Genomic DNA, 22,000 nt, shown 5'->3' on the forward strand with positions numbered 1-22,000 from the left:
GTTCGGAGTACAATTCTTCCCCTTTGCTGCACTGCGGAGCACGCCATGTCTGTCGCCCAGACCGAAAACCTCAACATCGTCGCCGTCGACCACATGCCGTCGCCGGAAGAGATCAAGGCCCGCGTGCCGCTCTCCGAGACGGCCGCCGCCACCGTGCTGGCCGGCCGCCGCGCGCTGGCCGGCATCCTGGACCGCAAGGACGAACGCCTCTTCGTCGTGGTCGGCCCGTGCTCCATCCACGATCCGGTGGCGGGCCTGGACTATGCCCGCCGCCTGAAGAAACTGGCCGACGAAGTGGCCGACACCATGGTACTGGTGATGCGGGTGTACTTCGAGAAGCCGCGCACCTCCACCGGCTGGAAGGGCTACATCAACGACCCCTACATGGACGACTCCTTCCGCATCGACGAAGGCATGGAGAAGGCGCGCCGCTTCCTCATGGACGTGTGCGAAATCGGCCTGCCCACCGGCACCGAGGCGCTGGACCCCATCGCCCCGCAATACTACGGCGACCTGATCTCGTGGACCGCCATCGGTGCGCGCACCTCCGAATCCCAGACCCACCGGGAGATGTCCTCCGGGCTATCCACGCCGGTGGGCTTCAAGAACGCCACCGACGGCGACCTGGAAGTGGCCATCAACGCCATCATCTCCGCCTCGCGTCCCCACAGCTTCCTCGGCATCAGCGGCAAGGGCCAGTCGGCCATCCTGCGCACGCGGGGCAACCGCCTGGGCCACGTGGTGCTGCGCGGCGGCGGCGGGCGGCCGAACTACGACACGGTGTCGATTTCGCTGGCCGAGCAGGCACTGGCCAAGGCCAAGCTGCCGGTGAACATCGTCGTGGACTGCTCCCACGCCAATTCGTGGAAGAAGGCCGAGTTCCAGCCTCTGGTCATGAAGGACGTGATCCACCAGATCCGCGAGGGCAACCGCTCCGTGGTCGGGCTGATGATCGAGAGCAACATCGAGGCCGGCAACCAGCCCATCCCGGCCGACCTGTCCCAGCTCAAGTACGGCTGCTCGGTCACCGACGCCTGCGTGGGCTGGGGCACCACCGAGGAGATGATCCGCAACGCCGCTGCCGTGCTGCGCGAAGTGCTGCCGAAGCGGGGCGAGGCTGCATGAATCTCGTCGTACAGGGAGCGGAGGTCGATTCCCTCGTCCTGAAGCAACTCGCCAGCCTCACGGCGGCGCATAGCATCGTGCAGATCACCCCCGGCGCCTTCCGCCTGGTGGATGCGGAAGAACACGACGACGTGGCCGCCCTGTGCGAGCGCGCCGCCCTCGACCATGCCTGGGTGCCCGGTGGGCGGCGGCTCGCCGACTACGGACTGTTCGTCACCGACATGGACTCGACGCTGATCAACATCGAGTGCATCGACGAGATCGCCGACCTGCAGGGCCTCAAGCCCCAGGTGGCCGCGATTACCGAGGCGGCCATGCGCGGCGAGATCGACTTCCGCGAGTCCCTCATCCGCCGCGTCGCCCTGCTCGCCGGGCTGCCGGTGGAAGCCCTGGCCCAGGTGTACGAAGAGCGCCTGGCCCTGAACCCGGGCGCTGAACGCCTGCTGCGCGGCCTCAAGCAGGCCGGCATCCATACCGTGCTGGTGTCCGGCGGCTTCACCTATTTCACCGAGCGCCTCAAGCAGCGCCTGGGCTTCGACGAGGCCTGGGCCAACGAACTGGAAGTGGTGGATGGCCGCCTCACCGGGCGGGTCAGCGGCTCCATTGTCGACGCCGCCGGCAAGGCCGCCCACCTGGAACGCGCCCGCGCGGCCCTCGGTCTGCACCCCGCCCAGACCATCGCCGCGGGCGACGGCGCCAACGACATCCCCATGATCCAGGCCGCCGGCTTCGGCGTCGCCTTCCGCGCCAAGCCGGTGCTGCGCGCCGTGGCCGACTGCCGCCTGGACCACAGCGGGCTGGACGGCATCCTCAACGTGCTGGGCTGACCCCCAGCGGGCATCGCCTGTGTGGAGCGGCCTTGGCCGCGATCCAGCCGATGAAGGAACGGGCGCCGCCATCGCGGGCAAGCCCGCTCCCACCAAAGCCGGCCCGCCTTGCCTTGCGCCACTCGCCCGCCGATAATCGGAACCGGCCGACGAACGCCGCGGCCGCCGCGCGATCTATATACAACAATCGGCGTATCGCTCTCCACACCGTCCGACCATGAAGGTCATCCCCATCCGCCAGGCCGGCACCGGTCCGGCAACCGATGTACCGGCCGCCTCCGACGGCACTGGCATACCGCACACCGACCGGCGTGGCCGCAGCGTGCGCGACCTGCGCATCTCGGTCACCGACCGCTGCAACTTCCGCTGCGTTTACTGCATGCCGCGGGCGGTGTTCGACAACGACTACCCTTTCCTGCCGCGCAACCAGTTGCTGAGCTTCGAGGAGATCGTCCGCGTCGCGCGCCTCTTCGTCGCCCGCGGGGTGAAGAAGATTCGCATCACCGGCGGCGAGCCGCTGCTGCGCAAGCACATCGAACGCCTGGTCGGCATGCTGGCCGAACTGGACGGCGTGGAACTCACCCTGACCACCAACGGCGTGCTGCTGCCCAAACTCGCCCGCCCGCTCCGGGACGCGGGCCTGCACCGCGTCACGGTGAGCCTGGATTCCCTGGACGACGCCACCTTCCGCCGCATGAACGACGCCGACTTCCCGGTGGCACGCGTGCTCGAAGGCATCGCCGCAGCCGAGGCCGCCGGGCTGGCGCCCATCAAGGTCAACATGGTGGTCAAGCGCGGCACCAACGACGACGGCATCGTGGACATGGCCCGCCACTTCCGCGGCAGCGGCCACATCCTGCGCTTCATCGAGTTCATGGACGTGGGCGCCTCCAACGGCTGGAAGATGGACGAGGTGCTGCCCTCCCGCGAGGTCGTCGAACGCATCCACCGGATCTTCCCGCTCGACCCCATCGACCCGAACTACGAAGGCGAAGTGGCCGAACGCTGGCGCTACCAGGATGGCGCGGGCGAGATCGGCGTGATCTCCTCGGTCACCCACGCCTTCTGTTCCACCTGTACGCGCATCCGCCTGTCCACCGAAGGCAAGCTCTACACCTGCCTGTTCGCCGACCACGGCCACGACCTGCGCGCGCTCCTGCGCAGCGACGCCGACGACGCCACGCTGGACACCGCCATCGCCCGCGTCTGGGCCGTGCGCGACGACCGCTACTCGGAAATCCGCACCGCCAACACCCCCCGCCAGCACAGGGTCGAGATGTCCTACATCGGCGGCTGAAGCCGAGTACCCCGATAAAGCGGGGTCACCGCTCCCTGCCGGCTTCATGCCAGGCTTTCTGCACCGGCGACAGCAGATACTCCGCCACCGTCCGATCGCCCAGGAGAACCTCCGCCGTCGTCTGCATGCCTACCGCCAGGGAGTAGCGGTGACCGCCCGTTTCCAGCGCCACGCTCTGGAGCGCAACCAGCGCCTTGTAGCGCAGCGGCCGCTGCTCCGTGGTCATGCCGGCATCACGCGCCTCTTCTTCACTCTGCGCGTCCGCGCTGACGTGCTCGACGGTGCCGTGGCCCATGCCGTACTTCTGGAAGGGATAGGGCGCGAACTTCAGCTTCACGGCCTGCCCCGGCCGCACGAAGCCGATGTCCTCGTTCGATACCCAGATCTCGGCCTTGAGCTGCTCTCCGCCGGGCACCAGGCTCGCCAGTACCGTTCCCGGCTGCACAACCGTGCCCGCCGTATGCGTGGCGAGGTTCTTGATCACGCCGTCCTGCGGCGCCTTCAGTTCCAGCAATGCGTGCCGATGCCGCTGCTTTTCCAGTTCCATGGCGAGGCGGTCGAGCTGAATCCGGGTCTCGTTGCGTTCGGCGTGCAACTGGCGGAGGTAGTCCGCCTCGATCTGGCGCAGCTTCTTCTCCGACTGCTCGATGGACGCCTGCGCGGAAGCGATCAGATGAATCTGCGTGGCCAGTTCCTGTTCCTTCTCGATCCGTTCGCGCCGCTTGTCGCTGACCATCAGCGGCCCGTAGAAACCCCTGCCGGCCAGTTGTTCGAAAGCCCGTTCCTGCTCGACGTAGTGCGGCAGCACCGCTTCGAGCCGGATCTTCTGCTGCCTGGCGGCGGCCAGTTCCTGCCGCGCTTTTTCCAGGCGGCTTCTTTCCTCGGCCAGCGCCGCCGCCAGAGCTTCGCGATTGGCCAGGTACTGCGCCGCGGCTTCGCGCGCCAGAGCCGGCGGGGCCGCGGAATCCGGTTCGAAGGGGTGCCCGGCAAGTTCCGCGTCGATGCGCCCCAGGGCCAGACGCTTGTGCGCGTGCTCGGTGGCCAGCGCTTCCAGATCCGCCTCGGTCGTGAGCGCATCCATGCGCATCAGCACCTGCCCGGCACTCACCCGTTCCCCCTCACGGACCAGGATGTCCTTGACGATGCCCGCTTCGGCGGGTTGCACGATCTTGAGATAACTCGCCGGCACGAGCTTGCCTTCCGCGACCGCCACGATGTCCAGCCGGCCCAGCACGGCCCAGAACAACAGGAAGCCGAGCAGGGCCGACAGGGTCCAAAGTACTCGCCGCCCCTGCGGATTCGGTGCGGTGTGCTGCAGGCGGATGAGCGGTGGATGAAACGTCCGATAATCGGCGGAAGACGGTCGCCCGAGGGAATTCAGTGGCGGCATTCCGGTATCTTCTCCTGGCATGCAGGGCATGTTCTGGTGGATGGGGAGCCAACCTGGCGGCAAGCTGCAGGCACCGGGCAGAACACAGGCTCCACCCGGTGCCCATGCGGTCAGCGCGTGGGCGATGGAAACGCCATACGCCCTAGCACGGCAGCCGCCCCAGCCCTTCGCGCAAGCCCGCAAATCCCTTCAACTGCGTGCCGCTGCCGGCGGCGAGCGAGAAGGCATCCACGCCGCCGCGCGCCTGGTGGGTGCCGCCGTGCAGCAGACCGGCCAGGCCCGACGTGTCCGCACCCTGCTGCGGACGGCTCCATGCCGGTGCACCCTGCCGTTCGGCGTCCAGCCGCGAGAGGGCGTGCTGCAACTGCGACCAATGCGCCTCGACGGCCTTGTCGGCACCGAACCCATGCGTGCCCTCCCAGGCATTCCCGGATTCGGACCATGGCGCGAACCAGCCCTGGCCCAGGCCGGGCACCGCCTTGCGGCCGTCCCGCCCGAAACCATCGAAGAAGCGCTCCAGCGCATCGTGGCCGTACCGCTGCCCCGGACGCCACGGCTTCGCGCCCGGCCCGTCGTGATGGCCGGAACCGTGGCCGGGCAGCGGCAGATCCGGGCAGTACCCCACGCTCTCGTCGCCCGTGGGCACGATCGTCCTGTTGCCGAAGCTGATCTTGAAGGTATCGGCTGCCGCGGAGCATTCACCGTGCCCGTCGGTCACGGAGATACGGACCTCGATGCTCCCCTTGGCGCCGGCCGGCGCGGTACCGCTGAAGGTCTGCGTGGCGGCATCGAAGCCGAGCCAACCGGGCAGCGGTTTGCCGTTCTTGAGCGTGGCCGTGTAGGTGAGCGTGTCGTTGCGGTCGCGGTCGACGAAGCTGCCGGCCGGCACCTGCCACAAGAAGGACTTGCCCTTGGCAAGCTGCACGTCCTGCAGGCTGCGCGCCAAGTACGGCGCATCGTTGGTGCCCTGGATGGTCACCGCCAGTTCGCCGGCGCTGCGGTTCGTGCCGTCGCTGGCCAGGTAGGTGAAGCGCTCCACCCCGATCTCGCCCGCGCCCAGGCCCTGCACCTTGGCAGAGCCGTTGTCCAGCGCGTACGCATAGCCCCCGTTGGGCAGCAGCGTGAGCCAGCCGTACTCGCCGCGGCGGACGCCGGGATCGGCCACCGTAAGATGGCCGCCTTGCGGAGCATGGTCGTTGGCGAGCACGTTCCCCCAGGCGGCCAGCCAGCGGTCTTCCGTGACGGTGGCCTCGTCGAGCACGGTCACCGGCGCCGGGTCGGCGCTGTCCTGGACCCGCAGCGTAAACGTCTGGCTCGCCGAGGCGCCGGCCAGATCGGTGGCGGTTACCGCGATGCGGTAGTCGCCGGCCTGTGCGGGAGTGCCGCTGAAACTGCCGGTTTGCGCATCGAAGGAGAGCCAGTCCGGCAAGGGATTTCCGTCCGCGAGCGCGGCCGCAAGGCTCAGCGAATCGCCCGCATCGATGTCCACAAACGCCCCGGCGGGAATCTGCCAGACGGCGGCCATGCCCGGCTCCGCCGTCTGGTCCGCGAGCGCCTCGCCAGCCAGGGGCGCGTCGTTGACGTTCGCCACGTCCAGCGTGAAAGTCTGCGAGGCGGAGGCCCCGGCCAGGTCGGTCGCGGCGACGGTGATCGCGACGCTGCCCACCGCTTCGTTGCCGGGCACGCCGGAGAAGGTGCGCGTTGCCGCGTCGAAGGCCAGCCATGCCGGCAGCGGCGAACCGTCGGCCAGTTGCGCCGACCAGTTCAGCACGTCCCCCGCATCCACGTCGCGGAAGGCGTCTTCCGGCAGAACGAACGAGAAGGCCTCGTCCTCGGTGAGGCTCCGGTTGGCGAGGGACGCACCGGCTTCCGGCGCGTCGTTGGTGTTGTGCACGTCGAGCCGCACGGTCTGCGTGGCCAGCAGTCCGTAGTCGCCCCATGCCTCCAGCACGATGTCCAGCGTGCCAACGTCGTCGTTGCCCGGCGTGCCGAAGAAAACGCCGCGCGCCCCGTCGAAGACGAGCCAGTTCGGCAGCACGCCGCCGTCGGCCAACCGGGCGTGCAGCAGCCTGGCCTGGCCGAAGGCGCCTTCCTGATCGAACCCGGACAGATCGACGGTGTACCGATAGGGCGCATCCTCGACGGCCGCGGGCACATCCCCGGCATCGGTCTCAACGGGGTCGCCGGCGCCGATCAGCACCGGCAGCGCCGCCATTTCCCCATCGTCGAAACGCAGCGCCGTCACCGTCGGCGTACCGTCCTGCGTCTTGGCCAGATAGTCCGGGATGCGGATCTCATCGCCGGGGCCGTAGCGCAGCACCAGCGTATCGCCGTCCCAGCCGATCTCCAGGTCCGCAAGGACGATGCCGGGGCCGAACACGATGAAGTTGTCGCTGGGGCCGTCCAGGATGGTGTCGATGCCGTCGCCCCGGTTGAAGAAATAGCCATCGACCCCGTCGCCGCCGATGAGGGTGTCGTTGCCCGCACCGCCATGGAACTCGTTGACGCCCGTACCGCCGTCGAGCACGTCGTCTCCTTCGTGGCCGTACAGGCGGTCGTCCAGGTTGGTGCCGTGGAGCACGTCGTCTTCGCCGTCGCCCTCCACCGTGAAACCCCACGTAACCAGCGTGGCGTAATCCACCACCGTGCCGTCGGCGAACACGAAGGTGTCCACCGCATGGCCGCCGCCCAGCACGTCCTGCGGGTTGAAGCCCGACAGGCGCAGCACATCGCCTTCGCCGCCGTAACGGATGAGCAGGAAGTGGCCGCCCTCGCCGTCGTCGGCGAAGCTCAGCCGGTCTTGCAGCGCATCCGCCTCGATGCCGGGGCCAAAGCGCACGGCATTGCCCGCATCGGTCGTGGACACATCCACGATGGTCACCTCGCCATCGCCCAGGTTGACATCGTAGGCGTCCTGCGTCTGCCCGTCGTAGCGCACCCCGCGGGCGAGCAGTTCATCGAAGCCCAGCGTGGCACCCGTCCATGACAAATGTATTTCCGCCACCGGGGCCTGCATGCCGGGCATGCGCGGGTCGAAGCCGGCAAAGCGCACGCTGCCGCCGTCTTCGCCCAGGCGCAGCAAGAGGTCATGGCCGTCGAACTCCAGGTACAGATCGTCGGCGCTCACGTCGGCGCTCAGTTCGAGGCGGTTGTGATCCTCGGCACGCCATGTTTCGACGATGGTCGTTTCCGCGGCGTAGTACTGATAGACGTGATAAGTGTCCGACCCCACGCCCCCCACCAGCAGGTCCGAACCGCCGTTGCCGTCCAGATAATCGTCGCCTTCGCCGCCAACCAGCGTATCGGCATACTGCGTGCCGTACAGCCAAGCGCCTTCGTCATGGCCGAACTCCGTCCGTCCGGCAACTTCGATCTCATCGGCGGCGACCTCCGTACCGTCGGCAAAGCGGATGATGTCCACGGAACGGGTCTGCGTGGCACGATGGGGCGCATAGCCGCGCAGAATCACGCGGTCGCCGGGTCGGTCCGCGAACTCGATCACCAGATCACCGTCGCGCTCCGAGTAGATCAAATCCTCCGGCCGGATTCCCTCACCGAACTCCAGCACGTTGGGGGCGTCGTCGATGAAGGGATCGCCCTCTCCCCCCTCCTCATCAGTGCTCCCCATGGAAAATCCAACAAAGGAAGGTATGACGGGGCCACCAGCTCCTCTGATGTCCCGGTGATCGTCATCGATGATCACCTCCTGGTCGCCGGCCCGGTACACATAGGTATCCCCGCCCCATTCACCGTAGAGTTCATCCCGGCCCGCGCCTCCACGCAGGGTGTCCGCCCCCAAGCCGCCGTGAAGTATGTCGTCGCCGGCCCCTCCGTCGAGCACGTCGTCGCCATCCAGACCCATCACGATGTCGTTGCCTTCGCCCGCATCGAGCACGTCGCCCTCCGGACTACCGTAGAGCACGTCGTCACCGCTGGTGGGAATATTGGCCGCCAAGTGAGGAGCCGCGAAAAGATCGCCGGTCTGCGCGTAGGCCACGGCTTCCAATCCACCAGCCGGTGCCGCCCGACCGCTCAGTTCGAACCCGCTGCCGTCGAAGGCAAGGGGAGTCTCGGACGTAGCCGCCATCAATGCTGCCGTCTGAGAACGAACCCAGCCCGCAAAATCGAACACGCGCGCCTTACCCTCGGCGTCGATGAACTGGATGCGTTCGAGATCGCCCGGCAGTGTGTCGGCATCTGCCCCGGCGAGCGTGACCGAACCACCTTTACCGCCATCGACCGACAGCACCAACCGCCCATCGAGATCAAAAGCGATCGTGAGCATGGCTGGTTCGATACCCGCACCGAAAGACAGGGTGTCCCGCCCCTCGCCGGCTCCAACCCAATCGTGGCCGTCTCCGTAATTGAATACGAACACGTCGTCCCCGGCCCCGCCGTCCAGTTCGTCGTCGCCCGTCTCACCCGCGATCAGATCGTCGCCGCTATTGACATACACATAGTCGTTGCCGCTACCGGCCGAGACGACATTGCTCCCCCCCGCAAGGTATACGTAGTCATCGTTAGCCCCCGCGCGCACGGCCACCGATTCGCCTGTGTAGTCATAGATCGAGTCATCGGCTGCGCTGCCCAGAATCGTGGTGCCGTCGCCTTGTTCCCGCCATTGCGAGCCCATCACGCCACCGTCGGCACGCTCAACCATTTCTTCGAGCGTCAATTCGGTACCATCGTCGAAACGGAAACGCTTGATCGCCCCGCGCCCGAGATCGCTCCATGCCCCATTGCGCAGCACCAGCGCATCGTTGCCGCCAATGCCAACCACCATGTCGATGTAACCGATATCTCCGGGTTGGGTGTCCCAATTGCGCCCACCCATTTGCACGGTCACATCCTCCAGCCGGATGCCTGGAGCGAACAGCACAGTGTCGTCCGCCACTTGGGCAGAAGCGGCATGAACGGTATCCAGCCCGGAACCCTGCGCCAGGACATAGGTATTGCTGCCGGCACCGCCGTACAGTTCATCGCGGCCAGAGCCGCCTTCGAGCACATCGCTGCCGTCTTCGCCGTAGAGCAGGTCGTCACCGTCCCCGCCCATCAGCGTATCGTTGCCTTCCCGGCCATGAATGGTGCTGTGCTTCTCCGTGCCAACGATCAGTTCATCCTCCGGCGAGCCGTACAGGACCTCCGAATCATCTCCCACGTTGAGTAATGTCTGGACTTCATTCGCGCTCAATGACGCACCGTTGGTGAACTCGAAACTGTGAATGCGCTGCCAGTCGTACAGCCACCCATTGATCCGGACCGAATCGCCGGAGGCAATCACCGTGGCGATGAGATCCTTGCCCTCCAGGCTGAAGCTCACGCCAAACTGGTCGATGCCGTCCTTGAAGACGATTTTCCCAGGACCGCCCTCGATCACGTCCTGCCCGTCGCCGATGCCGAAGTGGTAATTGTGGTATCCCCCGAGATTGAAGAAACGATCGTCTCCCGCACCGCCGTCGATTTCGGCATTGGCGTGTCCGCCAACAATCACATCGTCGCCCGGAGTGCCAACAGTCGTCCGTACAGCCAACGCTTCACGATTCCACACGGTGCCATCGGCAAAGTGCAACTGATCGATGCCATAACCGTATTCCCCCGTCGAACCCCAGGTCTGGTTACGCACCACGACACCCGTACCGTCGGACAGCGTCACTGCCATATCCCCCTGTACGGTCCAGCGCACGGTGACATCCTCGGGCCCGATGCCTGCCGCCAGTTCCAGCGTGTCCAAGCCGTCCGGGTCGTAGCCTTCCTCGATCACGCTTTGCCCGTCGCCCAGGCCGATGCGGTAGGTATCGGAGCCCTCGCCTCCCCGCAGCACGTCGTTGCCCCGCCCGCCTTCCAGCGTGTCGTCGCCTGAATTGCCCAGCAGCGTGTCGTTCCCGCCCCCGCCGACGATCAGATTGTCCCGCCCGGCAAAGCCGTGCAACAGCTCGTCACCGTCGCCGCCGATGAGCACCTGGGAGCGGATCGCCTCGGTATCCCACACCGTGCCATCGGCAAAGACGATCTCCTCCACGGCATAGCGGTTGCCGGCATTGAAATGGTTCTTGACCGTGATCGTCTCGCCCGTGTCGAGGATCGTCAGCACCAGGTCGTCCGACACCTGCCATGTGTTCACCTGAACCTGGACCCGTTCGAGCCGAACGTCCGCCGGGCCGATGCCGGGCTTCAGTTCGATGCGGTCCACCTCGTCCGCCAGCCACGAATCTTCGGTGATCGTGTCGTGCCCGTCGCCGCGGCCGAAGCGGTAGGTGTCGCTGCCGGTACCGCCGGTCAGGGTGTCGTTGCCGGCACCGCCGTCGATGACGTCGTCACCTGCAAAACCTTGCAAGTCATCATTGCCAGCTTCGCCGGTCAGTACGGCCATGCGGATGGCCTGGGCATCCCACACCGTGCCATCGACAAACACGATCTGTTCCACCGCGTAATAGCTACCGCTGTTGAAGTGATTCTTGACGGTGATCGTCTCGCCCGTGTCGCGGATCGTCAGTACCAGATCATCCGAGATCTGCCAGCCCGTCTTGGCCTGCACCCGCTCCAGCTTGACATCCGCCGCCCCGATGCCGGCCTTCAGTTCGATGCGGTCGACATCACTCGTTCCCCATGAACCTTCGGTGATCGTGTCGTGCCCGTCGCCACGGCCGAAGCGGTAGGTGTCGCTGCCCTCCCCGCCCTGCAACTGGTCGTTTCCGGCGCCCCCGTCGAGGGTGTCGTTGCCTGCCCCGCCGATCAGCGTGTCGTGGCCATCGCGGCCCAATATCCGGTCGTTGCCACCCAGCCCATTGATGAGATCGTCTGAACTGCTGCCGCGCAGTACGTCGCTGCCCTGTGTCGGCGTGTTCGTTCCCACCCAGCCGGACAGCGCCACGGAAAAGGTCTCCGCCACGTCTGTTCCCAACGGAGCCAACTGCGCCTGGAGTTCCGCCATGTCCAGTTGATCCAGCAGCCCCATGCCCCGCAGGGCATGGACGAACTCGCCCAGTTCTTCCAGGCCCGCCTCACGGTCGACTCCGATCCGCCCAGCCAGAGTGGAGGCCACCTCGGACAGGTCGCCCACCACGCTCTCGATCTCGTCATCCCAGCCGTAGCGAATCTGCTGGAACAAGTCCTTGAGATGGCTTTGCGCCATCAGTTGCCCATATACCAGCGCTTCCAGTTGGGCATAGGCTTCGTTCAGCGTGCGGCCCGCGTCCCGGCCCGGATTCCGGCCCCAACTGCGCTGCGACCATGCCTGCCCCAGGAAGGCTTCCAGCGCCTCCAGCCGGCGCGCGTCTCCGATGGCATTACCCCACCCGGAGTTCGTGCGGCTGGCCGGGTGGATGTCTTGCACTCCCGTCCAGCGGTAGATGATCTCGGTCACCAGCGCGTTGCGTTCGTCCGCATCCGCCGTGCCCACGAAGCGTTCGACCAGTGCGGTCAGTTCAGGATCGAGCACCATCGCCTGGTGCAGGTCGCGCACCTTGCCGTAGCCCTGCGCATCGGGCAGCGCGGCAATGTCTTCGGGCACTTCCAGCCATTCGGTGGGCACGCTGTAGGCCGCATCGGACTTGAACCACACGTCGGAGGCAGTGCGCTCCTCCCCGTCCGTGGTGGTGAAACTGCCCACCTGCTTGTGGGCGTTGCCGTTGGCATCCACGTGGCTGGAATTCGTATAGCCCACATCGATGCTCTGCACGCCAGCCTCTTCCAGCGTCAGCAGTTCGCCCTCGTCAGTGTAGCCATCGCCATCAGCATCCCGCCATACGCGCAGTTCGGAGAAAGCCGCATCGGCCGCGTCGATCCAGCCGTCGCCGTTGCCATCCAGTTCGGCCAGCGCCTGGAACCCGTTGGCTGCCTTGCGCCCGTCAGAGAGTAGCGTCTCGGAGCCGAACATTTCCCGCCCGGTGTCGATCAGACCGTTGCCGTTGAGGTCGCGTACAAGGAGGCCGTCTCCGTTCGCAACCCAGCCCGTCAGTTCGGCAAAGCCGTCCGAAGCGTGGTCGAAATGCACCCCAACCGACAGGCCGATAGTCTGGATGCCATTTCCATTAAGATCCAAAATGATAGGAGAAGCGTAGTTGGATGCAGTAGACGTCTTATTCCCTATACCATCCCAAATATCACTAAAACCATCACGGAACCAAACCCTGTCTTTTATTTGATCATACCATTCTCTAATTCTATTAAACCCATCATGCCTGCTTTTCATCCATTCATAAAGATCACCCCAAAAATCCCGTCCTGTATCTGGAGCGGGAGTATCCCCACCCGGCAAATCAAAACCAGAGCCAGGAGACCAGTAATCTGTTGGCCCATCCATTTTAGGTGACTGTAAACCTGTTTCTCGAAGAGCCTCATCTACCGTTGAATTTGAGTTACTTGTTCTAGGATCATAGGGAATATCATTATGATCAACATCTCTAAATACATCTTTTATTATGTCCCATTCGCGGGATAGATCGCCCCCTTCTTTTATAGTTTCCCGTGGATGAGGAGTTGCATCTTGATCGGGATTTAGAGGGTCCCGCGCAGGGTCCCAATCCGGACTCTGATCCGTATACCTTCCGGTATCAGTTTTAATGTTACCAAACGGGGAACTAGAAGATTCATTTTTGCCACCATTTTCAGCTCCGGGACCAAAATACCCCGGACCTCCTCGCGCATAAAACTGCTCACCATTTGCATTAGTATATAAAATATATTTGTGGTATATACCTAACCCCCCAACTACTGCTGCAGGGGTATAGCCGACCTCAATTTTCTCAGACATGACAGCCTCTCTTATCAAATCGAGTCAACCCAAATGGATGCCTCTACGTTACTTACTTCACCATCTCTATCATTTATAAAAATTGTTATTACAACGTATTTTTGAAAGATTATCCTCTCAACTTTATATTTTTTTCTTGCCGTAAGACGACTTGCATTTCTTGGAATTAAGGTTTGAAAATTTCTCTTTGTCTCTTCATCTGCATATAGTTTAAATTCACCATCCGGCCATTTCCTTGCACCATCGTGCCTATATTCCCCAACATCAAAGCCGTATCCCTTCAAATCCGTCAATACTCTGAAAGCCTCCTCCCTAGAAACCCCTGGCTTTAAGTATCTTTGTACCACGGCATTTACTGCACCATCTCTTTCTTTTTGCCCGCGCCCAGCCTTGTCCGCCTCAATCCAAGCAGATTCCATTTCTGCTATCATTGTGCCAACCCATGAATTATTATCCATTTTGCATCCACCAATTAGTATTAAAAATGAAATCAAAGATATTATTATATTCATGCCCACAAACTTAATGCCTATCACTCTATTCGCAGCAGGAATCGGATTGGTAATTTCATACCGACATTTCATATATCACCCGTATATCAAATTAAAAATGTGACAAATAAACGGGGATCACACGTTAGATGTGATGGGGCCTTGTATATGTCTAGGCGGGCAGGCGGTCGAATAACTTCCAGCAGGAGAGGGCTTAAAGGCACAGAGGCAAAAGAGGCAAAGGGGTCAGGGACATTTGTTTTATTGATCTTACCCACTGGACCACCGATTTTACCAATTATTGAAGGATCCATTCCTTTTGACTTTTGATCGTCTATGAAGGCATCAAATCCATCCAGAGCTGAACTTGAAACATCACCAAGCGCCCCCAGAGAACCATCTTGACTCCCTTGATTGCAGCTCATCTTTGTACCCCCCTACGCGAAAAAGCAGAGAACACAACCATATATGCGTGCATAACACCTATCCCAATGGCTCCCGTCAGCATCAATGCGGAAGGTGCAACGCCACCCACCCAAACAGCCCATTCACCACGTGTTAGTGGATACTCGACCATCCACAGCATTCCAAAATATGCCAATCCATACAGCGGAACGGCAATCATCAGATGAGGTAACCACCCTCCGAAGTTTTCGTTCCTCTGACGCCAGTAATCTGCATAGCGGGATCGCCCCCCATTTCTCTTTACAATCAAATACGGAAGCAGTGGCGGAAAAATCCACGTCGCCAACACATGGCAGTGAATGAAATATCGCGGATTGGCCGAAAAAGCGATTGAGTATTCGGAGAGATATGGGTTGATCTTGCTAGCGACGTCAAAGGCGACCTCACCAAATGCTGTATCCAGCCAATTTGTGGGAACAAGCCATATCGCCAGAAAGTAACTGACGATCAAGAAAATTTCCGCCATGGAAATGGAAGGTGGCTTTACATCACTTGATGAATCTACCTGCATTAATTTTTCCTCATGCTTTTACACTCCATCGGCTGCCGTCACACAACCGGTTCGCCCGAACATAGATTCACCCCCCTTTTCACCAAATTTTTCCTACACATTTCATTACCCGTTCATGCCTTCAGGATGCGTCCCCATACTCACCATCCCATCCACCTGCAACCCCCTGGGCACTTGATGGGTGATGAAAATCATCGTCACCCTGCCCTTGATGATCCGGAACGCGCGGGTGTCAAAAACAGGTGAGCATGAATTACGAAGTTGCAGTCGCGAGCCGCCTCATGCACCAATGGAGGTAGCACCGGAAATTCTTCTCGACAAAGAAGCAAGGTTCACGATTGATCCCGCGCTGGACGATGTGCAGCGGATATCATGACTTCACCTCCTCAGGAAAAAGCATCTTAATCAGCAAATAAACAAAAGAAGCAAAAATAGAAAACACCATCACATGGAATGAATTTATGTATTTTTTATAAACTTCAGATTTATATTCATTTATATATCTCTCAGCAAGGCGGTTATGAAGAACATCCTTTTCCACATCATCTGAATCAATTTTGATGTATTGAATAACCCCCTTTTGAGGACTTATCTCCAAAACACCAACCTCAGACACTGCACGCCAAGAATAATATTTCGACACTCTGCATATGCGACTCTCAAGCCCCTGACATGACGACAAAAAAACAACCTTTCCATCCTTTCTAACAGCTATCGTCATGGGAGATCTTGACGCCCCTCCAACCCGAATAGATGAATCGCCAATTGAGAAACTTTTCGGCTCGTCGTATGAATTGGATACCTCCAAACAATCATACAAAGCAAAAGGCAGCAGCAGAATAAAGAATATTGAAATAATCCATGTCGCAACCCATCTGAATTGACAAATAAGTGGAATGAAATCTTCTTCAAATAATACATTTATTCTGATAATTGGCATATCAATCCGACCATTCAATGGCGATGGCAACATAAGGTTTGTGATAGATCTACTCACACCAACCAAAATACCAAGACGTTTCGGAGCACCATACAAAATCCCATTTCAATATCCCCCAATACGAATAAAGAAACCAATCGCACCGAACATAATGAACCAGCCCACAGTTGAAATCCAAATTCCTCCAATCGCACCTACCCAATAAACGCACTCTTCTTCCTTCGTCGTCGGGTAGAGGTCAGCTTCAATTACCTCTCTCCACGACCCAACGCCAGAGAGATTAATTGGATAGCCGTGTTCGGAGTATTCTTTTCCGTCTATCTTGCTAGCAGAATAAAAGTAGCAAACCAACCCAATGGCCAGCAGAAATACAAACAGACCGCCGATATGTGAAAACTCTAAGAATATGAATTGAACAACAGGAGTTTCCACCATCACCATCTTCCATGATTCAGACAATACCGGCAAAAGAACGATAAGAAATGCAGAAATGAAAGAAATCGAATGCAATACCCAAAGCCACTTTAGTCCGAACCTAGCAAAAGCTTCATGAAAATGTCTTCTGCTCAGAACAATTGGGTCCACTGGATCTTTGGATTCCCTAATCCCGTATATCCTGCGCATCTGCTCTTTGCTTAATGCCATCAATCTTTTTCCTTTATTGGATCGGTCCGCAGCGTATGACTCCCTATATCCACCACCCCATCCACCTGCAACCCCCTAGGCACCTGATGGGTGATGAAGATCATCGTCACCCTGCCCTTGAGCCGGTTGATGGTCTGGGCGAAGTGTTCGGCGGTCTGCTGGTCGAGGTTGGAGATCGCCTCGTCGAAGATCAGCACCTTGGGACGCTTGAGCAGGGCGCGGGCGATGGCGATGCGTTGGCGCTGGCCGCCGGACAGGCCGGTGCCGCGCTCGCCGATCTCGGTCTGGTAGCCTTGCGGCAGGCCTTCGATGACGTCGTGGATTTCGGCGGCCCGGCAGGCGGCGATGACGTCCTCGAAGCCGGCGTGGGGGTGGGCCATGACGAGGTTGTCGTACACGGTGCCGGAGAACAGTACCGTCTCTTGCGGGACCACGCCGAAGTAGGCGCGCAGTTCATTGGCGGCGAGTTGGCGGATGTCGCGCCCGTCGATGGTGATCTGCCCTTCCTGAGGCCAGTAGAAACCCTGCATGAGCTTGGCCAGCGTGCTCTTGCCGCAGCCGGAGGGGCCCATCAGCACGGTGAGCTTGCCGGTGGGGATGGCGAGGTTCAGGTTGCGGTATAGCCAGGGGTGCTGCTCGGAGTAGCGGAAGCCCAGGTCCTTGATTTCGATATGCCCCGCGCCGCCGGCCGCGCGCCGGGGCGTGAGGGTGACGGGTTCCTGGGGCATGTCCAGGATGTCGCCCAGGCGCTGGACGGCGACGCTGGCCTGCTGGAATTCCTGCCACAGGCCGACCAGGCGCATCACCGGCTGGGAAAGGCGGCTGGCGAACATCTGGAAGGCGACTAGCATGCCCACGGTGAGCCCGATGTTCTGCATGACGTACCAGGCGCCGACGATGAGGATGGACAGGGTCATGACCTGTTCTAGGCCCGAGGCGACGACCTGATAGGTGTTGCCTACCTGCCGCGTGGCGAAGCTGGCCGTGAGGTATTGGGCCAGATAGGTGCCGTAGCGCCGGTCCACGTCCGGTTCGAGTTGCAGGGATTTCACCGTGGCCATACCCGAGAGGTACTCGGTGAGGAAGGCCTGGTTTCTGGCGCCGAGCAGGAACTGCTTGTCCAGCCGGGCGCGGAAGACCGGCACCATGACCAGGCTGGAGAACACGATGAGGGCGAGGATGCCGAGTGCGATGAGGGTGAGTTGCCAACTGTAGAAGAACATCACCGCGAGGAAGATGAACAGGAAGGGCAGGTCCAGCACCAGGGTGACGGCCGCGCCGGAGACGAATTCGCGCAGGGTTTCCACGCCGTGCAGACGCGCGACCAGGGTGCCGGTGGGGCGCTGTTCGAAGTACGGCAGGGGCAGGCGCAGCAGGTGGCGCATGACCTTTTCGCCCAGCACGGCGTCGATGCGGCTGCCGGTGTGCAGTACGAGGTACTGGCGCAGCCAGCTCATGACGCTGGTGAACAGCATGAAGGCCACCATGGCCACGCCGAGCACCACCAGGGTGCTTTGCGAGTGGTGTGCGATGACCTTGTCGATGATGACCTGGGTGAACAGCGGCGTGGCCAGGGCGACCAACTGGATGCACAGGCTGGCGAGCAGCACGTCGCGCCACAGGCGGCGGTGGCGCAGCAGTTCCGGCACGAACCAGGAAAAACCGAAGGGTTTGCGCTGTTCGGCGGCGGGGTCGGCCTGGGTGGTGGATTCACTCAGCGGCGGGTCGGCCCGCGCCGCCAGCAGCAGGAAGGGGGCGCATTGCGCGCGGGCGGCATCGATGGACAGGGTTTGCGGCGCCGTCTCGCCGGGTTGCACCCAGGCGATCGCCTGGTCAGCGTGCTTGACGATCAGTGCGGGGCCGAATGCCTCGGGTTGGGCGGGCCCGGCTGCATCCGCAACGGGATTGGCGATGAAGGCCACCGCGGGCAGTGGCAGCTCGCCGCAGTCGCCGCCCGGCCAGGGCACGAGCCCTGCCTTGAGCCCGAGCGATTCCAGCGCCTCGATGAGGGTGGGCAGATCAATGGGTGGAGGAAAACGCTTGAGAACCAGTTCCGCATCGAAGGGCTGGCGAAAAAGGGCCGCGAGACTGGCTAGCAGCCAGACGACAGCTTCAGCGGTGAGTTTTCCGGGCGAGACGAGCTGCCCTTGGGGCCGTTCATGCATGGCTGCTGCTCGAACATGTCATTGAAAAACGACAAAGACATGATTCGATACAGGTAGCAAGGGAATGTCAATAGCAACATCTTGAAACGCATCGCCATCAGCCACCGCGGTGGGGTCGTTGCGCCCTATCCAGCCTCGCCGCTGCCGCCAAGCTCATCCAGCCGCGCTGATTCGATCTTCTCGAAGTGCGCGCTGATCTTGCGGCTGGAGACCTGCACTTCCTGCACGTCGCGGCCGGCCTGTTCGATGTGGCGGGCGAGCGCGTTCATGCGTTCGTCGAAGCGGTGGAAATCCTTCGCCAGCTTGGCGAGCGCGTCCTTGATGACGTGGATCTGGCGGCGCGTTTCCACGTCCTTGAGCACCGCCCGTGCGGTGTTGAGCACCGCCATCAGCGTGGTGGGCGAGACGATCCACACGCGGCGCGTCTGGGCATACTCCACCACTTCCGGGTGATAGGCGTGCAGCTCGGCGAACACGGCCTCGGCGGGCAGGAACATGACCGCGCCGTCGGCGGTGACGCCGGGGAGGATGTACTTGTCGGCGATGGCGTCCACATGCCGCCTGACGTCGGCGCGGAAGGCCGCCTGGGCGGCGCGGCGGTCGGCTTCGGCCAGCGCCGTGTCGAACATGCGGTGGTAGTTTTCCAGCGGGAACTTGGCATCCACCGCCACCTGGCCGGTGGGCGCGGGCAGCCTGAGCAGGCAGTCCACCCGCGTGCCGTTGGGCAGCGTGGCCTGGAATTCGCGGGCGTCCGGCGGCAGCGCGTTGCGCACCAGGGCTTCGAGCTGCACTTCGCCGAATGCGCCGCGCGCCTTCTTGTCCCCCAGCAGTTCCTGCAGGCTGACCACGTTGCGGGTCAGGCCGTCGATCTTCTTCTGCGCCTCGTCTATGGTGGCCAGGCGCGCCATGACGCTGGCGAAGGTTTCGTTGGTCTTGCGGAAGCCTTCGTCCAGGCGCTGGTTCACGTGCCCGCCGATGGCTTCCAGGCGTTCATTGACGCTGCGGGTGAGCGCTTCGATGCTGGTGCCGAGTTGCATCCCGGCGCGCGCCAGCCCCTTTTCCAGCAGTTCGCGATCGGCACGCGCGTGTTCGGACAGGGTCTTCAACGTGTGGCCGAGCAGTTCGCCGCGCAGCCGTTCCTGGGCATGGACGGCCGCCGCGGCATGCTCGGCCAGGCGCAGGGCCAGGTCCTCGCGCTGGCGCGCGAAGCGCTCGGCCAGGTCCATTTGCAGCCCCTGGACCGCCTCGCGCTGCTGCGCGGTCAGCGCCGCGGGCAGTTCGCGCGCCGTGCGCCCCAGACGCATGCCCAGCCAGACGATGCCGGCAAGGAGCACGATACCGAGCAGCGCGGGGAGCAGGATTTCGGGGCGCGCGGCATGGTCGAACACGGCATTCTCCTGGCACAAATCGTGCATGATTATATCGATTGGAGTATCTTTCGCTGCTTTGCAACATGAAACGCACCCCGTCGTGAACACGATGCACGCCCTGAGGGCAGTTCCCCGCCGGCAGCACGACACCGTGGTCGACTTCGCCGCGCTGCAGCCGCTGACGCGCCGCCTCGAAGGCCGCCTGACCGTGGACTGGGCCGACTACCGCCTCGGCAGCCACCTGCAGCCCATCGTCAGCTTCAGCCATCGCAGCGTGGTCGGACATGAGGGGCTGGTGCGCGCCATAGACGCGGCGGGCAACAGGATCGGGCCGCTCACGCTGCTGCAAGAGGCCGACAACGCCGCCGAGTTGATCAGCCTGGACCGCAGTTGCCGCTACCTGCACATCGGTCAGGCCGCCACCTGGGGCACGCCCGGCTACCTCTTCCTGAACATGCACCCGCTGGCTTTCGCCAGCCTGGAGGCGACCGGTTGCGCGGACTTCATGCGCGACACCACCGCCGCCTTCGGCCTGCCGCCCGAACGCCTCGTGATCGAGATCACCGAGGACGTGCTGACCGACGATTCGGCCTTCGAATCCAGCGTGCGCTACTTAAAGGATATGGGCTGCCGCATCGCGCTGGACGACTTCGGCGCGGGGCACTCGAACTTCGACCGCGTATGGCGGCTGAAGCCGGAGATCGTCAAGCTCGACCGCGACTTCGCCACGCGCGCGGCGGACGACGAGGCGGCACGCCGCTTGCTGCCGCAAATCGTCGAACTGCTGCATGAGGCCGGTTCCCTGGTGCTGCTGGAAGGCATCGAGACCGCCGGGCAGGCGCGCATCGCCATGGCCGCCGACGTCGATTTCGCCCAGGGTTTCTTCTTCGGCCACCCCACGGGCGAGGCTCCCGAGCCGGCGCCCTCGGTAGCCGCCATCGACGCGGTGTGGGCCGATTACGACACCGTCCAGGCCGACGACCATCGGCGCTACCGCGAACACATCGGCGACTACGTGAATGCCATCGGCCACGCCGCCGCGCTGCTCTCCGACCGGCGCAGCATGGACGAGGCGCTGAAGCTGTTCCTGACCCTGCCCAATGCCCTGCGCTGCTACATGCTGGACGAACAGGGCTTCCAGATCAGCCGCAACATCCCTGCCCACGGCGAGCGCCTGGCCACGGGGGTCACCCCCGCGGTGGACTCGGCGCGCTCGCGCTGGTCGCGCCGGCCCTATTTCCGCCGCGCCATGGAAACCCCCGGCCGGGTCTGCGTCACCCGCCCCTATCTGTGCATTTCCAGTGCGGTGCTGTGCGTCACCGTGTCGATCTGCGTTCAGGTCGGCGGGCACAGACGTGTGCTGTGCGGGGATGTGAGCTGGGCCTGACCCTGCCGTTGCCGGCCTCGCTGGACGGCGCCGGAGACGGGTCGAAACCGAATCAGGCGTTGCGCCATGCGACGCGCAGCGGTTTATCCATCCATGGGTAGTGAATCGGGCCGACGCTCCAGGACAGCCTGTCCAGCAGCAGATCATACGACCGCGCCTGCACCCGCAGGTGCCAGCCGTCCTCTTCCTGCGACAGCAATCCCTCGCGCAGCAGGAAGACCTCGCGGAATGTCTCCGGGGAGGTCGAATCCATTGACGGCCAGTGCATGAGCATGCCGTGGAGCATCTGCTTGACGGTATCGCGCTCATGCTCGGTGAGCTCGATATGGGGGCTCAATTTCCCGTTGGCATCGATTCCGCAGAGCACCTTGCTGAGCGCCAAGCCAGAATCCCGTTCCCTGCTTTCTCCATACACCATGAACTGCAGCAAGTACACCGCACGCTCCGCAGCCACGGAGTCCGCAAATCTACTCCCGATGAGGAGACCGAGCACGGAGAACATGCGCGGCAGAAAAGACTGCGCCAATACCTGGCCTGCATTATCGATTGGCCACTCATTCCTTTTGAACATGTTTCCGCCTCCGTCCGGCCGACTACCTGAAAATCACGGGAAGCACCCCGCAGCGGCAGACCGG

General features: G+C 62.4%; 15 protein-coding genes. 5 read left to right on the forward strand and 10 right to left on the reverse strand.

The genetic code is table 11. From position 1 onward, the window contains the following. The first annotated feature begins 45 nt into the window (after window positions 1-45). The 3 genes from E6O51_RS17315 to moaA all read left to right on the forward strand — a co-directional run bounded on the left by E6O51_RS17315 (window position 46) and on the right by moaA (window position 3,249). Window positions 46-1,125, forward strand: coding sequence for a 3-deoxy-7-phosphoheptulonate synthase (locus E6O51_RS17315; RefSeq protein WP_136386267.1), 1,080 nt, complete (start codon window positions 46-48; stop codon window positions 1,123-1,125). After that, a complete protein-coding gene (gene serB, locus E6O51_RS17320) occupies window positions 1,122-1,952 on the forward strand; it encodes a phosphoserine phosphatase SerB (protein ID WP_136386268.1) in 831 nt (276 codons plus the stop codon). The genes E6O51_RS17315 and serB overlap by 4 nt, the downstream gene beginning before the upstream one ends. 217 nt (window positions 1,953-2,169) lie before the next feature. Continuing rightward, the gene (moaA, locus tag E6O51_RS17325; RefSeq protein WP_136386269.1) at window positions 2,170-3,249 is read left to right on the forward strand and encodes a GTP 3',8-cyclase MoaA; all 1,080 of its coding nucleotides are present in this window, start codon (window positions 2,170-2,172) and stop codon (window positions 3,247-3,249) included. A 25-nt stretch (window positions 3,250-3,274) separates the two neighbouring features. Here the strand turns inward: moaA and E6O51_RS17330 are convergent, their stop codons facing one another. The 5 genes from E6O51_RS17330 to E6O51_RS17350 all read right to left on the reverse strand — a co-directional run bounded on the left by E6O51_RS17330 (window position 3,275) and on the right by E6O51_RS17350 (window position 14,858). Beyond that, window positions 3,275-4,639 carry an HlyD family type I secretion periplasmic adaptor subunit gene (locus tag E6O51_RS17330; protein WP_136386270.1) on the reverse strand — a complete coding sequence of 455 codons (1,365 nt, stop codon included), beginning with the start codon at window positions 4,637-4,639 and terminating at the stop codon, window positions 3,275-3,277. A 142-nt stretch (window positions 4,640-4,781) separates the two neighbouring features. Continuing rightward, window positions 4,782-12,632: a putative Ig domain-containing protein gene (locus E6O51_RS17335; protein ID WP_136386271.1), complete on the reverse strand. Its 7,851-nt coding sequence runs from the start codon at window positions 12,630-12,632 to the stop codon at window positions 4,782-4,784. Window positions 12,633-13,405: 773 nt separating this feature from the next. Then, on the reverse strand, window positions 13,406-13,927 hold the full coding sequence (locus tag E6O51_RS17340; RefSeq protein WP_136386272.1) for a hypothetical protein: 522 nt from the start codon (window positions 13,925-13,927) through the stop codon (window positions 13,406-13,408). 62 nt (window positions 13,928-13,989) lie between these two features. Continuing rightward, on the reverse strand, window positions 13,990-14,307 hold the full coding sequence (locus tag E6O51_RS17345) for a hypothetical protein (RefSeq protein WP_136386273.1): 318 nt from the start codon (window positions 14,305-14,307) through the stop codon (window positions 13,990-13,992). Then, on the reverse strand, window positions 14,304-14,858 hold the full coding sequence (locus E6O51_RS17350) for a hypothetical protein (protein WP_136386274.1): 555 nt from the start codon (window positions 14,856-14,858) through the stop codon (window positions 14,304-14,306). Before E6O51_RS17350 ends, E6O51_RS17345 begins: the two co-directional genes overlap by 4 nt. Window positions 14,859-15,042: 184 nt before the next feature. On the opposite strand from E6O51_RS17350, the gene E6O51_RS21925 reads away from it, so the two are divergent. Next, window positions 15,043-15,234: a hypothetical protein gene (locus E6O51_RS21925; protein ID WP_168735313.1), complete on the forward strand. Its 192-nt coding sequence runs from the start codon at window positions 15,043-15,045 to the stop codon at window positions 15,232-15,234. Here the strand turns inward: E6O51_RS21925 and E6O51_RS17360 are convergent. The 4 genes from E6O51_RS17360 to E6O51_RS17375 form a co-directional block, all read right to left on the reverse strand. After that, window positions 15,229-15,855: a hypothetical protein gene (locus tag E6O51_RS17360; protein ID WP_136386275.1), complete on the reverse strand. Its 627-nt coding sequence runs from the start codon at window positions 15,853-15,855 to the stop codon at window positions 15,229-15,231. The genes E6O51_RS21925 and E6O51_RS17360 overlap by 6 nt on opposite strands. A gap of 48 nt (window positions 15,856-15,903) precedes the next feature. Continuing rightward, entirely contained in the window at window positions 15,904-16,443 is a 540-nt protein-coding gene (locus E6O51_RS17365) for a hypothetical protein (protein WP_136386276.1), read from the reverse strand. Next, window positions 16,443-18,608 (reverse strand): peptidase domain-containing ABC transporter, encoded by a 2,166-nt coding sequence (locus E6O51_RS17370; RefSeq protein ID WP_136386277.1) that lies wholly within the window; start codon window positions 18,606-18,608, stop codon window positions 16,443-16,445. Before E6O51_RS17370 ends, E6O51_RS17365 begins: the two co-directional genes overlap by 1 nt. 125 nt (window positions 18,609-18,733) lie before the next feature. After that, window positions 18,734-19,996: a DNA recombination protein RmuC gene (locus tag E6O51_RS17375; RefSeq protein WP_230976828.1), complete on the reverse strand. Its 1,263-nt coding sequence runs from the start codon at window positions 19,994-19,996 to the stop codon at window positions 18,734-18,736. Window positions 19,997-20,087: 91 nt separating this feature from the next. On the opposite strand from E6O51_RS17375, the gene E6O51_RS17380 reads away from it, so the two are divergent. Further along, entirely contained in the window at window positions 20,088-21,365 is a 1,278-nt protein-coding gene (locus E6O51_RS17380; RefSeq protein WP_230976831.1) for an EAL domain-containing protein, read from the forward strand. A gap of 52 nt (window positions 21,366-21,417) precedes the next feature. Here the strand turns inward: E6O51_RS17380 and E6O51_RS17385 are convergent, their stop codons facing one another. Continuing rightward, window positions 21,418-21,936: a contractile injection system tape measure protein gene (locus tag E6O51_RS17385; protein WP_136386280.1), complete on the reverse strand. Its 519-nt coding sequence runs from the start codon at window positions 21,934-21,936 to the stop codon at window positions 21,418-21,420. Window positions 21,937-22,000 lie beyond the last annotated feature (64 nt).

Source organism: Pseudothauera rhizosphaerae (assembly GCF_004801305.1).
GTDB classification, from domain to species: domain Bacteria; phylum Pseudomonadota; class Gammaproteobacteria; order Burkholderiales; family Rhodocyclaceae; genus Pseudothauera; species Pseudothauera rhizosphaerae.

What these genes read in the sequence shown, in the direction of transcription:
- E6O51_RS17315 (WP_136386267.1), top strand. Translation starts at nt 46, where the DNA reads ATGTCTGTCGCCCAGACCGAAAACCTCAACATCGTCGCCGTCGACCAC.
- serB (WP_136386268.1), top strand. Translation starts at nt 1,122, where the DNA reads ATGAATCTCGTCGTACAGGGAGCGGAGGTCGATTCCCTCGTCCTGAAG.
- moaA (WP_136386269.1), top strand. Translation starts at nt 2,170, where the DNA reads ATGAAGGTCATCCCCATCCGCCAGGCCGGCACCGGTCCGGCAACCGAT.
- E6O51_RS17330 (WP_136386270.1), bottom strand. Translation starts at nt 4,639, where the DNA reads ATGCCGCCACTGAATTCCCTCGGGCGACCGTCTTCCGCCGATTATCGG.
- E6O51_RS17345 (WP_136386273.1), bottom strand. Translation starts at nt 14,307, where the DNA reads ATGAGCTGCAATCAAGGGAGTCAAGATGGTTCTCTGGGGGCGCTTGGT.
- E6O51_RS17350 (WP_136386274.1), bottom strand. Translation starts at nt 14,858, where the DNA reads ATGCAGGTAGATTCATCAAGTGATGTAAAGCCACCTTCCATTTCCATG.
- E6O51_RS21925 (WP_168735313.1), top strand. Translation starts at nt 15,043, where the DNA reads ATGAAAATCATCGTCACCCTGCCCTTGATGATCCGGAACGCGCGGGTG.
- E6O51_RS17365 (WP_136386276.1), bottom strand. Translation starts at nt 16,443, where the DNA reads ATGGCATTAAGCAAAGAGCAGATGCGCAGGATATACGGGATTAGGGAA.
- E6O51_RS17370 (WP_136386277.1), bottom strand. Translation starts at nt 18,608, where the DNA reads ATGCATGAACGGCCCCAAGGGCAGCTCGTCTCGCCCGGAAAACTCACC.
- E6O51_RS17380 (WP_230976831.1), top strand. Translation starts at nt 20,088, where the DNA reads ATGCACGCCCTGAGGGCAGTTCCCCGCCGGCAGCACGACACCGTGGTC.
- E6O51_RS17385 (WP_136386280.1), bottom strand. Translation starts at nt 21,936, where the DNA reads ATGTTCAAAAGGAATGAGTGGCCAATCGATAATGCAGGCCAGGTATTG.